This is a genomic window from Pseudomonas sp. NFACC39-1, assembly GCF_900110355.1.
GTDB lineage: Bacteria > Pseudomonadota > Gammaproteobacteria > Pseudomonadales > Pseudomonadaceae > Aquipseudomonas > Aquipseudomonas tehranensis.
In genome coordinates this window covers 441,692-456,701 of the sequence record NZ_FODL01000001.1, presented here as the reverse complement: position 1 = coordinate 456,701, position 15,010 = coordinate 441,692, and the positions used below count along the sequence as shown (strand labels likewise).

Annotated in this window: 16 protein-coding genes; 11 read left to right on the top strand and 5 right to left on the bottom strand. The window is 58.4% G+C overall.

What is annotated here, in order from left to right; all coding sequences use genetic code 11:
- Positions 1–137: 137 nt before the first annotated feature.
- The gene (locus tag BMY45_RS02010; protein WP_092393843.1) at positions 138–575 is read right to left on the bottom strand and encodes a Z-ring associated ZapG family protein; all 438 of its coding nucleotides are present in this window, start codon (positions 573–575) and stop codon (positions 138–140) included.
- A 148-nt stretch (positions 576–723) separates the two neighbouring features.
- On the opposite strand from BMY45_RS02010, the gene BMY45_RS02005 reads away from it, so the two are divergent.
- The 3 genes from BMY45_RS02005 to zapE all read left to right on the top strand — a co-directional run bounded on the left by BMY45_RS02005 (position 724) and on the right by zapE (position 3,928).
- The gene (locus tag BMY45_RS02005; RefSeq protein ID WP_092393841.1) at positions 724–1,353 is read left to right on the top strand and encodes an alpha/beta hydrolase; all 630 of its coding nucleotides are present in this window, start codon (positions 724–726) and stop codon (positions 1,351–1,353) included.
- Positions 1,354–1,377: 24 nt separating this feature from the next.
- Positions 1,378–2,733: a tryptophan--tRNA ligase gene (locus BMY45_RS02000; protein ID WP_092393838.1), complete on the top strand. Its 1,356-nt coding sequence runs from the start codon at positions 1,378–1,380 to the stop codon at positions 2,731–2,733.
- A gap of 100 nt (positions 2,734–2,833) precedes the next feature.
- A complete protein-coding gene (gene zapE / locus BMY45_RS01995; protein WP_092393836.1) occupies positions 2,834–3,928 on the top strand; it encodes a cell division protein ZapE in 1,095 nt (364 codons plus the stop codon).
- A 191-nt stretch (positions 3,929–4,119) separates the two neighbouring features.
- Here zapE and BMY45_RS01990 read toward each other — a convergent pair whose 3' ends face one another.
- Positions 4,120–5,016, bottom strand: coding sequence for a GlxA family transcriptional regulator (locus BMY45_RS01990; RefSeq protein WP_177193300.1), 897 nt, complete (start codon positions 5,014–5,016; stop codon positions 4,120–4,122).
- Between the two features lie 246 nt (positions 5,017–5,262).
- Here BMY45_RS01990 and BMY45_RS01985 point away from each other — a divergent pair, with 246 nt between their 5' ends.
- On the top strand, positions 5,263–6,399 hold the full coding sequence (locus BMY45_RS01985; RefSeq protein ID WP_092393830.1) for an acyl-CoA dehydrogenase family protein: 1,137 nt from the start codon (positions 5,263–5,265) through the stop codon (positions 6,397–6,399).
- A gap of 132 nt (positions 6,400–6,531) precedes the next feature.
- Here the strand turns inward: BMY45_RS01985 and BMY45_RS01980 are convergent, their stop codons facing one another.
- A complete protein-coding gene (locus BMY45_RS01980) occupies positions 6,532–7,572 on the bottom strand; it encodes an NADP(H)-dependent aldo-keto reductase (protein WP_092393827.1) in 1,041 nt (346 codons plus the stop codon).
- Positions 7,573–7,817: 245 nt separating this feature from the next.
- On the opposite strand from BMY45_RS01980, the gene rplM reads away from it, so the two are divergent.
- The 7 genes from rplM to BMY45_RS01945 all read left to right on the top strand — a co-directional run bounded on the left by rplM (position 7,818) and on the right by BMY45_RS01945 (position 12,694).
- Positions 7,818–8,246, top strand: a complete 429-nt coding sequence (rplM, locus tag BMY45_RS01975) for a 50S ribosomal protein L13 (protein WP_003205365.1) — start codon at positions 7,818–7,820, stop codon at positions 8,244–8,246.
- 14 nt (positions 8,247–8,260) lie between these two features.
- Positions 8,261–8,653 (top strand): 30S ribosomal protein S9, encoded by a 393-nt coding sequence (rpsI, locus tag BMY45_RS01970; protein ID WP_003205364.1) that lies wholly within the window; start codon positions 8,261–8,263, stop codon positions 8,651–8,653.
- A 257-nt stretch (positions 8,654–8,910) separates the two neighbouring features.
- Positions 8,911–9,504: a ubiquinol-cytochrome c reductase iron-sulfur subunit gene (gene petA / locus BMY45_RS01965; RefSeq protein WP_092393824.1), complete on the top strand. Its 594-nt coding sequence runs from the start codon at positions 8,911–8,913 to the stop codon at positions 9,502–9,504.
- On the top strand, positions 9,504–10,715 hold the full coding sequence (locus BMY45_RS01960) for a cytochrome b (RefSeq protein ID WP_092393821.1): 1,212 nt from the start codon (positions 9,504–9,506) through the stop codon (positions 10,713–10,715). The genes petA and BMY45_RS01960 overlap by 1 nt, the downstream gene beginning before the upstream one ends.
- Positions 10,715–11,497: a cytochrome c1 gene (locus BMY45_RS01955; protein WP_092393818.1), complete on the top strand. Its 783-nt coding sequence runs from the start codon at positions 10,715–10,717 to the stop codon at positions 11,495–11,497. The genes BMY45_RS01960 and BMY45_RS01955 overlap by 1 nt, the downstream gene beginning before the upstream one ends.
- A 149-nt stretch (positions 11,498–11,646) precedes the next feature.
- Positions 11,647–12,264 carry a glutathione S-transferase N-terminal domain-containing protein gene (locus tag BMY45_RS01950; RefSeq protein ID WP_092393815.1) on the top strand — a complete coding sequence of 206 codons (618 nt, stop codon included), beginning with the start codon at positions 11,647–11,649 and terminating at the stop codon, positions 12,262–12,264.
- 16 nt (positions 12,265–12,280) lie between these two features.
- Positions 12,281–12,694: a ClpXP protease specificity-enhancing factor gene (locus BMY45_RS01945; protein WP_092393812.1), complete on the top strand. Its 414-nt coding sequence runs from the start codon at positions 12,281–12,283 to the stop codon at positions 12,692–12,694.
- A 1,065-nt stretch (positions 12,695–13,759) separates the two neighbouring features.
- Here the strand turns inward: BMY45_RS01945 and BMY45_RS01935 are convergent.
- Both BMY45_RS01935 and BMY45_RS01930 read right to left on the bottom strand, forming a co-directional pair.
- Positions 13,760–14,338, bottom strand: coding sequence for a BON domain-containing protein (locus tag BMY45_RS01935; RefSeq protein ID WP_047228807.1), 579 nt, complete (start codon positions 14,336–14,338; stop codon positions 13,760–13,762).
- Entirely contained in the window at positions 14,335–14,928 is a 594-nt protein-coding gene (locus tag BMY45_RS01930; protein WP_007928463.1) for a phosphoheptose isomerase, read from the bottom strand. Before BMY45_RS01930 ends, BMY45_RS01935 begins: the two co-directional genes overlap by 4 nt.
- Positions 14,929–15,010: the final 82 nt, after the last annotated feature.

Below are 15,010 nucleotides of genomic sequence, written 5' to 3'. Positions count from 1 at the left end.
CGGTGTGTCTGAAACGGTGATGCTGGATGTGCCACCGCCTTCGCGAGCAAGCCCGCTCCCACAGGGGGATTTTCTTGAGCCAATAAAAAGCCCGCCCGATCATGCGATCGGGCGGGCTTTTGGGTGTTGCCTGGAAATTACTTCTTCAAACCGTATTGCTCATCGAGCATGCCGGGTGAGTTTGGCGCCTTGGGGGCATAGTCCCGGGGCGGTTCCTGGACCTCTTTTGGCGGGGTCAGGCGTTCCCGTGGCGTCTGCGCCGCATCAGTGTGCAGGGCGGCCAGCAGGCGTTGGCGAGTCTGCTCGTCCAGGGCCAGGCGATTGGCACCCTCGGACAAATGATCCTGGACGTCCTGGTAGCTCTGGGTGAGTTTTTTCACCAGAGAAGCGGTGCTGTTGAAGTGAGTGACCACTTCATTCTGATAACTGTCGAAACGTTCCTGAATGTCGTCCAGCTGACGTTGCGTGCTGTTAGGCACCGCATTGGGCAGCAGTCGGGCAAGCAGGAATCCAATGGCGACACCGGCAACCAGGGCAAGAGTCGGCAACAGCCAAACTAAGAGCGAGTGTTCCACGAGTCCTTCCTCTATAAACGGCTTTGCTTTACGTTAACGGCTCGGACCTGCGCTGTATACCGCGAAGAACATCGCAATCATGCCAGGCACAGACTTTTAGCTAGACGAGTCGACCCTATTCGAGGTCACGGAGTTCTTTCCCTTGCTTATGCGCGAAACCCCTGTAGTCATTGATGGCCCCGTGGGCCAACTGGAAGCCTTGTACCTGGACAGCGAAGCGCCCCGTGGCCTGGCGCTGATCTGCCACCCCAACCCGGTGCAGGGCGGGACCATGCTCAACAAAGTCGTCTCGACCTTGCAACGCACTGCCCGTGATGCTGGCCTGGTTACGTTGCGTTTCAATTATCGCGGCGTGGGCGCCAGTGCCGGCAGCCATGACATGGGCACCGGTGAAGTCGACGACGCCCAGGCCGCAGCCGATTGGTTGCGGGACAAATACCCGCAACTGCCGCTCACCCTGTTCGGTTTTTCCTTTGGCGGATTCGTTGCCGCAAGCCTTGGCGGACGTCTGGAAGCCCAGGGCCAACCACCCAAGCACTTGTTCATGGTGGCCCCGGCGGTGATGCGCCTGGACGCGCAATCGCCCTTGCCGATGAGCGGCGAGTTGACCGTGATCCAGCCGGAAACCGACGAAGTAGTCGATCCCCAGCTGGTTTACCAATGGTCTGACACGCTCCAGCGCCCCCATGAGCTGCTGAAAGTGGCAGAATGCGGACACTTTTTCCATGGCAAGCTGACCGATCTCAAGGATCTGCTCCTGCCGCGCCTCTCGAATTGACAGCAGTCTGACAAGCGATAACCCATGACGACTCGTACCCGCATCCTGACCGGCATCACCACCACCGGCACCCCGCACCTGGGCAACTACGCCGGCGCTATCCGTCCGGCAATTCTCGCCAGCCGCGACAGCAACGCCGATTCGTTCTATTTCCTGGCCGACTACCACGCCCTGATCAAATGCGATGACCCGCTGCGCATCCAGCGCTCGCGCCTGGAAATCGCCGCAACCTGGCTGGCCGGTGGCCTGGATGTGGACCGCGTGACCTTCTATCGCCAGTCCGACATTCCCGAAATTCCGGAACTGACCTGGCTGCTGACCTGCGTCGCCGCCAAGGGCCTGCTCAATCGCGCCCACGCCTACAAGGCGTCGGTGGACAAAAACGTCGAAGCCGGTGAAGACCCGGATGCCGGCATCACCATGGGCCTGTACAGCTATCCGATCCTGATGGCCGCGGACATCCTGATGTTCAACGCCCACAAGGTGCCGGTCGGTCGCGACCAGATCCAGCACGTGGAAATGGCCCGCGACATCGGCCAGCGCTTTAATCACCTGTTCGGCCAGGGCAAGGAGTTCTTTGTCATGCCCGAGGCGCTGATCGAAGAAAGCGTCGCCACGTTGCCGGGCCTTGATGGCCGCAAGATGTCCAAGAGCTACGACAACACCATCCCGTTGTTCAGCAGCGCCAAGGACATGAAGGACGCGATCTCGCGGATCGTCACCGACTCCCGCGCACCGGGCGAAGCCAAGGATCCGGACAACGCCCATCTGTTCACCTTGTTCCAGGCCTTCGCCACACCGGCGCAGTCCGCCGAGTTCCGCAGCGAACTGCTGCAGGGCCTGGGTTGGGGCGAAGCCAAGAACCGCCTGTTCCAGTTGCTCGACAGTGAACTGGGCGAGTCCCGCGAACGTTATCACCAGTTGATCGAACGCCCGGCGGACCTTGAAGACATCCTGCAACTGGGCGCGAAAAAAGCCCGAGCCGTGGCTACACCCTTCCTCAACGAACTGCGCGAAGCCGTCGGCCTGCGTTCGTTTGTCAGCCAGGTACAGGTGGCAACGAGCACGAAAAAGAAAGCGGCCAAAGCCGCACGTTTCGTCAGTTTTCGCGAAGACGACGGCAGTTTCCGCTTCCGTCTGCTGGCTGCCGATGGCGAACAATTGGTGTTGTCGCGCCATTTTGCCGATGGCAAGACCGCAGGCCAGGTCACCAAGCAACTGCAAGCCGGCCAGCCACTGGACGTGCGCAGCGACGAGCTGAGCTTCAGTGTCTGGCTTGACGGCGCATGTGTGGCCGACAGTCCGGCTTTTGCGGACAGCGCCGCTCGGGATGCTGCCATCGAGGCTCTGCGCGTGGCCCTGACGCCAGTTCAGGACTGAGCCGGGGCGATTCCGACCATCGGCTCGAGTAAGGGCCGATTGCCATTCCCGCGGGCCGTCGCTACAGTGACGGCCCGTTTTTGTTGCCTTGCTAACGAATATGACGCCCCTAGAACGATATCAAGCTGATCTGAAACGCCCGGAGTTCTTCCACGACGCAGCCCAGGAAACGGCAGTGCGGCATTTGCAGCGCCTGTACGACGATCTGGTCGCCGCGTCGAACAACAAGCCGGGCTTGTTGGGCAAACTGTTCGGCAAGAAGGACCAGGTGCCGGTCAAGGGCCTGTATTTCTGGGGCGGTGTCGGCCGTGGCAAAACCTACCTGGTCGACACCTTCTTCGAGGCGTTGCCGTTCAAGGAGAAGACACGGACGCACTTCCACCGCTTCATGAAGCGCGTGCATGAAGAGATGAAGACCCTGGGCGGCGAGAAGAACCCGCTGACCATCATCGCCAAGCGCTTCTCCGACGAGACCCGGGTGATCTGCTTCGATGAGTTTTTCGTGTCCGACATCACCGACGCCATGATTCTCGGCACCTTGATGGAGGAGTTGTTCAAGAACGGCGTGACCCTGGTCGCCACCTCGAACATCGTGCCGGACGGCCTTTACAAGGACGGCCTGCAACGCGCGCGTTTCCTGCCGGCCATTGCGCTGATCAAGGAACACACCGAGATTGTCAACGTCGACAGCGGTGTGGACTATCGCCTGCGCCACCTGGAGCAAGCGGAGCTGTTTCACTTTCCCCTGGACGCCGCCGCTGAAGAAAGCCTGCGCAAGAGCTTCCGGGCCCTGACGCCGGAATGCACCCAGGCGGTCGAAAATGATGTGTTGGTCATCGAGAATCGCGAGATCCGCGCCGTTCGCACTTGTGACGACGTGGCCTGGTTCGACTTCCGTGAACTGTGCGATGGTCCTCGTAGCCAGAACGACTACATCGAGCTGGGCAAGATCTTCCACGCGGTACTGCTCAGCAACGTGGAGCAAATGAGCGTCACCACCGACGACATTGCCCGCCGCTTCATCAACATGGTCGACGAGTTCTACGACCGTAACGTGAAGCTGATCATTTCGGCCGAAGTCGAACTCAAGGATCTCTACACCGGCGGTCGCCTGACCTTTGAGTTCCAGCGAACCTTGAGTCGTTTGCTGGAAATGCAGTCACACGAATTCCTGGCGCGGGCGCATAAGCCGTAATTCGGTTCGGATAAAAAAAAGGCCTGCGATTGCAGGTCTTTTTTGTATGTGTGAGATCAACGGCGCACCGCATAACCCTGTGGGAGCGAGCCTGCTCGCGATAGCGGTGTATCAGTCAACATCAATGCTGGCTGACACACCGCTATCGCGAGCAGGCTCGCTCCCACATTGGGCTGCATTCAACCCTTGATTCACGCCGCCTGCTGAAATTGCTGTCGATACTGGTTCGGCGACAACTCGGTATGTTGGCGGAACAGCCGGGCGAAGAAGCTCGCATCGTCGTAGCCGACTTCATAGCTGATGGTCTTGATGCTTTTGCGGCTGCCGGACAACAAGCCCTTGGCGGTTTCTATCCGCAGCCGTTGCAGGTAATGCAGCGGTTTGTCCCCCGTGGCGGTCTGGAAGCGGCGCATGAAGTTGCGGATGCTCATACCGTGCTCCCGGGCGACGTCCTCAAAGCGGAACTTGTCGGCGAAGTGCTCTTCGAGCCAGTGCTGGATCTGCAGGATGATCACATCCTGATGCAGTTTCTGGCCCCCGAAGCCGATTCTTCCCGGTGAGTAGTTGCGCTGCACTTCATACAGAATGTCTCGTGCCACGGCCTGGGCCACGTTAGCCCCGCAGAACCGTTCGATGAGGTAGATATAGAGGTCGCAGGCTGAGGTCGTGCCGCCGGCGCAGAACAGGTTGTCGGCGTCGGTCAGGTGCTTGTCCTGGTTCAGGTGCACCTGAGGGAAGCGCTCCTTGAAGGCGTTGAAGAACCGCCAGTACGTGGTGGCCTCCTTGCCATCGAGCAGCCCGGCCTCGGCCAGCCAGAACACCCCGGTCGCCTCGCCGCAGAGCACTGCACCACGGGCATGCTGTTCCCGCAGCCAGGGCAGGACCTGTGGGTAACGTTGGCAGAGGGTGGCGAAATCATCCCAAAAGGCCGGGAGGATGATCACATCGGTATTTTCCAGGCCGCCGTCCACCGGCATGATCACGTCGCTGAAACTGTTCACCGGTTTGCCGTCGGGGCTGACCAGCCGGGTTTCGAACGCCGGTGTCAGGCCGTGGCCCAGTTGTTTGCCGTAGCGCAGGCTGGCCAGGTGGAAAAAATCCTTGGCTTGCATGAGGGTGGAAGCGAAAACCCGGTCGATAGCCAGGATGCTGACGCGCCGCAAGGGCGTGGAGATGTGCTTGGACATAGTTGATCTTTATTTTTATAGGGGAAAGTGGTCACCAGACGGCTGGATCGTCTTATTTTTTGTCGGATGTGTCCAGTGTCCTGTCATCCCTCGCAGGCTTAGGCTCTGTTGGATAAACCCCGTCGAACAATAATGCAAAGGTGCGTCATGATCCCAAGAACCCTGTTCAGTCCCGAGCACGAACTGTTTCGCGACAGCGTACGAACCTTCCTCGAAAAAGAAGCGGTGCCGTACCACAGCCAGTGGGAAAAACAGGGGCATGTGGATCGTCAGTTGTGGAACAAGGCGGGAGAGGCAGGGATGTTGTGCTCGCATCTGCCAGAGGCTTATGGCGGGCTGGATGCCGATTTTCTCTACAGTACCGTGGTGATTGAAGAAATCGGCAGACTGGGGCTGACGGGCATCGGCTTCTCGCTGCACTCCGACATCGTTGCGCCTTACATCCTGCACTACGGCAGCGAAGCGCTGAAACACAAGTACCTGCCCAAACTGGTGTCTGGTGAGATGGTCACGGCCATCGCCATGACCGAGCCGGGCGCCGGTTCCGACCTGCAGGGCGTGAAGACCACGGCGGTGCTGGAGGGCGATGAATATGTCATCAACGGCTCGAAGACGTTCATCACCAACGGCTTTCTGGCCGACCTGGTGATCGTGGTGGCCAAGACCGATCCGAAAGCGGGCGCCAAGGGCACCAGTCTGTTCCTGGTGGAGGCGGGCACGCCTGGCTTCGAAAAAGGCAAGCGCCTGGAGAAGGTCGGGATGAAGGCTCAGGACACTTCGGAACTGTTCTTCCAGGATGTTCGCGTGCCCAAGGAAAACCTGCTGGGGCAGACGGGGATGGGTTTTGCCTACCTGATGCAGGAGCTGCCCCAGGAACGCCTGACGGTTGCTATTGGTGGCCTGGCGTCAGCCGAGGCGGCGCTGCAATGGACGCTGGACTACACCCGTGAACGCAAGGCTTTCGGTAAAACCATCGCGGACTTCCAGAACACCCGGTTCAAACTGGCGGAAATGGCGACCGAGATCCAGATTGGTCGGGTCTTCGTCGACCGCTGCCTGGAACTGCATCTGCAAGGCAAGCTCGACGTGCCGACGGCGGCGATGGCCAAGTACTGGGGCACCGACCTGCAGTGCAAGGTGCTCGACGAATGCGTGCAGTTGCATGGCGGTTACGGCTTCATGTGGGAATACCCGGTCGCCCGGGCGTGGGCCGACGCGCGGGTGCAGCGCATCTATGCCGGGACCAATGAGATCATGAAGGAGATCATTGCGCGGTCGCTTTGATGTTGTGTGACGGTTAGGCCGCTATCGCGAGCAGGCTCGCTCCCACACTGGCTTTATGTCTGACCACACCATTGTGATCGACACAGAGCCCATGTGGGAGCGAGCCTGCTCGCGATTGGATCTATGTATTGATCAAGGAGCAGGGTTCGGCTGATCCTTGTGAATCGCCTCGATCCCCGCCAGCACTTCATCGGACAGCCTCAGGTCGAAGCTTTCGATGTTGCTGTCCAGTTGCTCAAGGGTCGTGGCACCGATGATGTTGCTGGTCACGAATGGTTGCCGGGTGACGAAAGCCAGGGCCATTTGTGCCGGGTCCAGGCCGTGTTCCCGCGCCAGGGCCACATAACGACTGCACGCGGCTTCCGATTGTGGATTGAAATAGCGCATGAAGCGGCTATAGAGCGTCAGGCGGCCTTTGGCTGGCCGTGCGCCGCCTTCATACTTGCCCGACAGGAAGCCGAACGCCAATGGCGAGTAAGCCAGCAGGCCGCACTGTTCGCGGATGGCGATTTCCGAAAGCCCGATTTCGAAACTGCGGTTGAGCAGGTTGTAGGGGTTCTGGATCGACACTGCCCGAGGCCAGCCACGGGCTTCGGCCAGGGCGAGGAACTTCATGGTGCCCCACGGCGTTTCGTTGGACAGGCCGATGTGGCGGATCTTGCCGGCCCGGACCTGCTCGTCCAGGGCTTCGAGGGTTTCTTCCAGTGGGGTGAAATCTTCATCGGCCTTGTGCTGGTAGCCCAACTGGCCGAAGAAATTGGTGCTGCGTTCCGGCCAGTGCAGTTGGTAGAGATCGATCCAGTCGGTCTGCAGGCGCTTGAGGCTGGCGTCCACCGCTTCGACGATATGGCGGCGGTTGTGCTTGAGGTTTTTGTCGCGGATGTAGTCGATGGTGTTGCCGGGGCCTGCGATTTTGCTCGCCAGGATCCAGTCCGCGCGGTCGCCGCGGCGCTTGAAGTAGTTGCCGATGTAGCGTTCGGTGGTGGCGTAGGTCTCGGCCTTGGGTGGCACCGGGTACATCTCGGCGGTGTCGATGAAATTGATCCCGGCACCCTTGGCGCGTTCGATCTGGGCGAAGGCCTCGGCCTCGCTGTTCTGCTCACCCCAGGTCATGGTTCCGAGGCACAGGGCGCTCACGTTTAGATCGGTACGGCCTAGCTGGCGATAATCCATCGGGAACTCCTTGGGCAAAACAATCATAAAAGCAGGTTGAATTATTTTTCGCAATCTGCATAATTGCGCACCTCTTTCTGCAGTGGAAGTGATGCGCCGCCGCCGAAGAATCTTGCCGTTGAACGGACGCGCCGACCCGAGCCCCCGAAAGCGTCTGTATCCGGCTGCCTTTGACTTGTCAAAGTACGCACTATTCAGTAAGATCCGCCGTCTAATTTACAGGGCGGCCCCTGAGGCTATAAAGAATGAAAACTTTTACTGCTAAACCGGAAACAGTAAAGCGCGACTGGTTTGTCGTCGACGCTGCTGGTCAGACCCTGGGTCGTCTGGCCACCGAAATCGCGAGCCGTCTGCGTGGCAAGCACAAGCCTGAGTACACCCCTCACGTCGACACCGGTGACTACATCGTAGTGATCAACGCTGAGCAAGTACGTGTTACTGGCGCTAAAACCACTGACAAAATGTACTACTCCCACTCCGGTTTTCCTGGCGGCATCAAGTCGATCAACTTCGAAAAGCTGATCGCCAAAGCCCCTGAGCGCGTGATCGAGACCGCGGTTAAAGGCATGCTGCCTAAAAACCCACTGGGTCGCGACATGTATCGTAAGCTGAAGGTTTATGCGGGCGCTGCTCACCCTCATACTGCTCAGCAGCCCCAAGAACTGAAGTTTTAACGGAATAGTTCATTATGTCGGCGACTCAAAATTACGGCACTGGCCGTCGCAAGACTGCAACCGCACGCGTTTTCCTGCGTCCGGGCACTGGTAACATCTCCATCAACAACCGCTCCCTGGATAACTTCTTCGGCCGCGAAACTGCCCGCATGGTAGTTCGTCAGCCGCTGGAACTGACCGAGACCGTCGAAAAATTCGACATCTACGTCACTGTTATCGGTGGTGGTGTAAGTGGTCAGGCTGGCGCAATCCGCCACGGCATCACTCGCGCCCTGATGGATTACGACGAAACTCTGCGCGGTGCACTGCGCAAAGCCGGCTTCGTAACTCGCGATGCTCGTGAAGTTGAACGTAAGAAAGTCGGTCTGCGTAAAGCGCGTAAGCGTCCGCAGTACTCGAAGCGTTAATTTCGCTTCCGCTTTCAAAAGGCGCCCAGTTCCTCACGGAGCTGGGCGTTTTTTTTATGGGTGAAATAATTGCTCTGTGACAACTTGCCACATTCGCGAAGGCCCTATACTGCAAGGCTTGGCGGTTGGGTCGCTTGGTAATTACCTTGTCAGAACTGGGGCTTTTCATTACCATTCGGCAAAATTTTTATAAGTTCAGATTTTTACTTAGTAGACGCCTGATTTAACAGGCCACAAAGCTGATGGGAGAGGACTGAATGAGCAATGACGGCGTGAATGCAGGCCGGCGTCGCTTCCTGGTAGCAGCCACATCCGTGGTGGGTGCTGCAGGAGCGGTGGGGGCTGCGGTCCCGTTCGTGGGGTCATGGTTTCCCAGTGCCAAGGCGAAAGCTGCAGGTGCACCGGTGAAAGTGAATGTCAGCAAAATCGAGCCAGGCCAGCAGATGATTGCTGAGTGGCGCGGTCAGCCGGTATTCATCGTCCGCCGTACGGAGGAGATCCTGGGGAATCTGAAAAAGATCGAGGGCCAACTGTCCGATCCCACTTCCAAGAACTCGGACCAACCGGAGTACGTCAATCCCGAAACGCGCTCGATCAAGCCGGAAGTCCTGCTGCTGATCGGAATTTGCACGCACCTGGGTTGCTCGCCAACGTTCCGTCCTGAAGTAGCCCCTGCCGACTTGGGCAAGGACTGGGTCGGTGGTTATTTCTGCCCTTGCCACGGCTCCCACTACGACCTGGCCGGTCGCGTCTACAAGTCGCAGCCTGCACCTTTGAACCTGCCAGTTCCCCCGCATTCCTATGAGACCGACGACATCATTGTCGTTGGCGTCGATACGGAGAAAGCGTGATGAGCAAATTCATGGATTGGGTTGATGCGCGCTTTCCCGCGACCAAAATGTGGGAAGACCATCTCAGCAAGTACTACGCTCCAAAAAACTTCAACTTCTTCTACTTCTTTGGCTCCCTGGCACTGCTCGTTCTGGTCAACCAGATCGTCACCGGTGTCTGGCTGACCATGAGCTACACCCCTTCGGCGGAAGAAGCGTTTGCCTCCGTCGAATACATCATGCGCGACGTCGAGTACGGCTCGATCCTGCGTCTGCTGCACTCCACAGGCGCCTCGGCGTTCTTCATCGTGGTTTACCTGCATATGTTCCGTGGTCTGCTCTACGGTTCGTACCAGAAACCACGTGAGCTGGTGTGGGTGTTCGGTATGCTGATCTACCTGGCGCTCATGGCTGAAGCGTTCATGGGCTATCTGTTGCCTTGGGGCCAGATGTCTTACTGGGGCGCCCAGGTGATCATCTCGTTGTTCGGTGCAATCCCGGTCATCGGCGATGACCTGACCCAGTGGATTCGCGGTGATTACCTGATTTCGGGCATTACCCTGAACCGCTTCTTCGCCTTGCATGTGGTGGCCTTGCCGATCGTGATCCTCGGCCTGGTGGTGCTGCATATCCTGGCGCTGCATGAAGTCGGCTCGAACAACCCCGATGGCGTGGACATCAAGAAGCACAAGGACGAAAACGGTGTACCGCTGGACGGCATCGCCTTCCACCCGTACTACACCGTGAAAGATATCGTCGGCGTGGTGGTGTTCCTGTTCATCTTCTGCTCCATCGTGTTCTTCTTCCCGGAGATGGGTGGTTACTTCCTCGAGAAGCCTAACTTCGAGCAGGCAAACGCCTTCAAGACCCCTGAGCACATTGCTCCGGTCTGGTACTTCACTCCGTTCTACGCGATTTTGCGGGCGGTTCCAGACAAGCTGCTGGGCGTCATCGCCATGGGTGCGGCGATCGCCGTGTTGTTCGTCCTGCCGTGGCTGGACCGCAGTCCAGTCAAGTCGATGCGCTACAAAGGCTGGCTGAGCAAAATCTGGCTCTGGGTGTTCTGCATCTCGTTCGTGATCCTGGGTGTGCTGGGCGTACTCGCTCCAACACCGGGCCGGACGCTGCTGTCGCAGGTCTGCACCTTCCTGTACTTCGCCTACTTCATTCTGATGCCGTTCTACACCAGGCTCGAGAAGACCAAACCGGTTCCGGAAAGGGTGACTGGCTGATGAAAAAGCTATTTTCTGTACTGATTCTTGCTGCTATGCCTGTCCTGTCCTTTGCGTCCGCATCCGGTGGGCCCGAGCTGGAAAAGGTCGACATCGACGTTTCCGACAAAGCTGCCATGCAGGACGGCGCACGTACGTTCGCCAACTACTGCATGGGCTGCCACAGCGCCAAGTTCCAGCGTTACGAGCGTGTAGCGGATGACCTGGGCATTCCCCATGAGCTGATGCTCGAGAAGCTGGTTTTCACCGGCGCCAAGCTGGGCGATCACATGAACATCGGCATGCAGCCGACAGACGCCAAGTCCTGGTTCGGGGCTGCGCCGCCCGACCTGACTCTGGTGGCGCGCGTGCGTGGCACCGACTGGCTCTACGGTTACCTGCGTTCGTTCTATGAAGATCCTGCGCGTCCTTGGGGCGTGAACAACAAGGTCTTCCCGAACGTCGGTATGCCAAACGTTCTGGTCGGCCTGCAGGGTCGTCAGGTGGTAGGCTGCAAACAGGTTCAAATCGTCGAGGACGGCAAGAAGCAATACGATCCGCTGACCGGCACGGCTTTGACTCATGAAGCCTGCGATCAGTTGACCGTGCTGCCGAACACCGGCAGCCTGACTGAAGAGCAGTTCGACGAGAAGGTCAAGAATCTGGTGACCTTCCTGGCCTATTCGGCCAACCCGGTGAAGCTGGAGCATCAGCGCATCGGTACTTATGTGTTGCTGTATTTGGCGTTCTTCTTCGTATTCGCTTACCTGCTCAAGCGTGAATACTGGAAAGACGTGCATTGATAAAGCTGTAAACCGTTGCTGTTAATCGTGCGCGCCCAAGGGCGTCTCTGGATGTAACGAACCTGGTCAGCCGGGTGTTACGGGAGGCGCCCTTTGGGCGCGCTCGTTTTTCCGTTTTTCGATAATTTCAACAAGCGAGGAGGATCGCCATGGGCGTGACCAATCGGTTGGCCTGTTACTCCGACCCCGCCGACCACTATTCCCACCGGGTACGTATCGTACTGGCAGAGAAGGGTGTCAGCGCCGAGATCATTTACGTCGAAGCGGGCCGTCAGCCGCCGAAGCTGATCGAAGTGAACCCTTACGGCAGCCTGCCCACGCTGGTCGATCGTGACCTGGCATTGTGGGAGTCGACAGTGGTGATGGAATACCTGGATGAGCGTTACCCGCATCCGCCTTTACTGCCGGTGTATCCTGTTGCGCGAGCCAACAGCCGTTTGCTGATCCATCGCATCCAGCGCGACTGGTGCGGGTTGGTGGACCTGATCCTGGATTCACGAACCAAGGAGCCTGCGCGGGTCGTGGCGCGCAAAGAGTTGCGCGAAAGCCTGACTGGCGTATCGCCGCTGTTCACCGACAAGCCATTCTTCCTCAGTGAGGAACAAAGCCTGGTGGATTGCTGCCTATTGCCAATACTCTGGCGTTTGCCGATTCTGGGTATTGAACTGCCGCGGCCTGCCAAGCCGTTGCTTGATTATATGGAGCGCCAATTTGCGCGTGAGGCATTCCAGGCGAGTCTGTCTGGTGTCGAACGTGACATGCGCTAAGGCTTAGGGAGCCGCTATGAACTCCAGTCGACCTTATCTGGTCCGCGCGCTCTATGAGTGGATTGTGGACAACGATTGCACCCCACATATGCTGGTTAACGCCGAGTATCCGTCGGTGCAGGTGCCGCAGGGTTTTGCCAACGATGGGCAAATAGTCTTGAACGTATCACCGGCCGCCGTGCGTCACTTGCACATGGATAATGATGCGGTCAGCTTTGAAGGGCGCTTCGGGGGTGTGCCGCATACTCTGTACGTGCCTATTGCCTCGATCCTGGGGATTTATGCTCGGGAGAATGGCCAGGGTATGGTGTTTGAGCTGGAAGTGCCGTTGGATGGTGAAGACGAGCTTGAGCCGGATGATGATTTGCCGCCACCGGATGACGAGCCGCCGCGGCCTAGCGGTCGGCCGAGCCTGAAGGTAGTGAAGTAATAGACGGTGATTCGCGGGCAGGTTGTTTGAGGCCTGGTGATTTGCTGGTTGGTTAAGGAAATGCCTGTATCGGAAGATGCGGGCATTTTTTTATGGGTTATGGCTGCTCTCAAGGTCGTGCAGGATGTATGGGATGGTGTGTATATCCGTTTCTGCGGTAACGGCTACTGGCGGTTCCGCCCTTACGGCGGGTCACTTTTGGAAGAGCGCCAAAAGTAACCAAAAGCGCTTTGCCCCACCCCTCGGCACCTCGCCTAGGCTCGGTGTGCCCTCACTCCGGCATTGCTCCGTGGGCCGCCGCGAAGGGCCATCCGTGGCCCAGCGCGGCTAACCCGGCATCCATGCCGGGTTGCCCACTACGCAATGCCTGCGTTCGGCCAGCGTGGTTTAACGGGGCGTCGAGATCAAGAGCAAGAGCAAGAGCAAGAGCAAGAGCAAGAGCAAGAGCGGGGTAGATGCCAGTATCTATTTAGCTGCACCACCGTTATCGCGAACAGGCTCGCCCCCACATGGATTTGTGGGTGTTTACAGTATTTGCGAGCGACATAAAAACCTGTGAGAGCGAGCCTGCTCGCGATGACGCCGGCACATCCAACATCACTGCAAACAGCCCCTCCGCTTTCGCGAGCAAGCCCGCTCCCACAGGAGAAACGCGTTCGCTCCCGAGCAGGCCGGCTGTCAGGCCGCCTCGCTTTTGATTTTGATCTTGAGCGCCCCGTTAACCACGCTGGCCGAACGCAGGCATTGCGTAGTGGGCACCTCGGCATGGATGCCGAGGTAGCCGCGCTGGGCCATGGATGGCCCTTCGCGGCGGGCCCACGGAGCAATGCCGGAGTGAGGGTATGCCGAGCCTTAGCGAGGCACCTAGTGGTGGGGCAAAAGCGTTTTGCTTACTTTTGCGCTTCTCAAAAGTGAGCCGCTGTAAGAGCGGAACCGTCAGTGGCCGTTACCACAGCAACGGATATACACACCAACCATAAACAAAGCCTAAAAAAACGGCACTTCCTCATCAGAAGAAGCGCCGTTCTTTCCAGCCGCATGCAGCATCAAGAACTGCGAGTAGCCTCAGTCGATGTACTCAAACAACTTAACGATTTTCTGCACCCCGGAAACCCCTTGCACCAGGTTGGTCGCCTGCGCAGCCTCCTGCTTGGTCAACAGCCCCAGCAGATAAACGATGCCATTCTCGGTCACAACCTTGATGCGCGAGCCGGGAATGCTGGCGTCGGTCAGCATCTGCGTCTTGATCTTGGTGGTCAGCCAGGCATCGTTCTGACGCGCCAGCAGCGAGGAAGGTGGCAGGACCTGCAGTTCGTTATGCACGGTCTTGACCCGCTGCACAGCGCTTGCAGCCTGCTCGGCCTTGGCCTTGAGGTCCGCGCGTGGGGTTTGGCCGGCCAGCAGCACGACACCGTTGAAGCTGGTGACGACGATATGCGAATTGTTGTCCAGGTCCGGGTCGGCCTTGGCGATGTTTACGCCGGCCTTGGTTTCGATCAACGAGTCGTCGATCTTGCTGCCGAAGGTGCGGGTGCCGCGGTCGTCTTCAATCGGCTTTTCCCGGCTGGCGTTAACCACCGATGTGCAGCCGCTGATGCCGAGGCACAGGGTCAGGGCCAGAAGGCCTAGGCGATTAGGGGTCATTCTTCACTCCCGAACAGTTGGCTGTCGATCAAGTCGCAAAGACAATGAATCGCCAGCAGATGGACTTCCTGAATGCGTGCGGTGACATTGGCCGGTACGCGAATCTCGACGTCCTCAGGCAACAGCAGTGACGCCATGCCGCCGCCATCGCGACCGGTCAATGCTACGACAATCATTTCGCGATCATGTGCGGCCTGGATCGCCTGAATAATATTGGCCGAGTTGCCGCTGGTGGAAATCGCCAGCAACACATCGCCGGGCTGGCCCAGGGCGCGGATCTGTTTGGAGAACACTTCGTTGTAGCTGTAGTCATTGGCGATCGAGGTGATCGTCGAGCTGTCGGTGGTCAATGCAATGGCCGGCAGGCTGGGGCGCTCGCGCTCGAAGCGGTTGAGCAGCTCCGATGAAAAATGCTGGGCATCGCCGGCAGAACCGCCATTGCCGCACGAAAGCATTTTGCCTTCGTTGAGCAGGGCGTTGACCATCACTTGGCTGGCTTGCTCGATGTGCGGTGCAAGTACGTCCATCGCCTGTTGCTTGGTGTCGATACTGGCCTGAAAAAGCTGGCGAATTCGCGATTGCATGTCCATCTGTGTGACCTTAAGTAGCGCGGCTTATCGGCACAAGCATGTGCGGCGCGCAAAGCAAAGAGCAAAAATTGGGTGAAGGTGT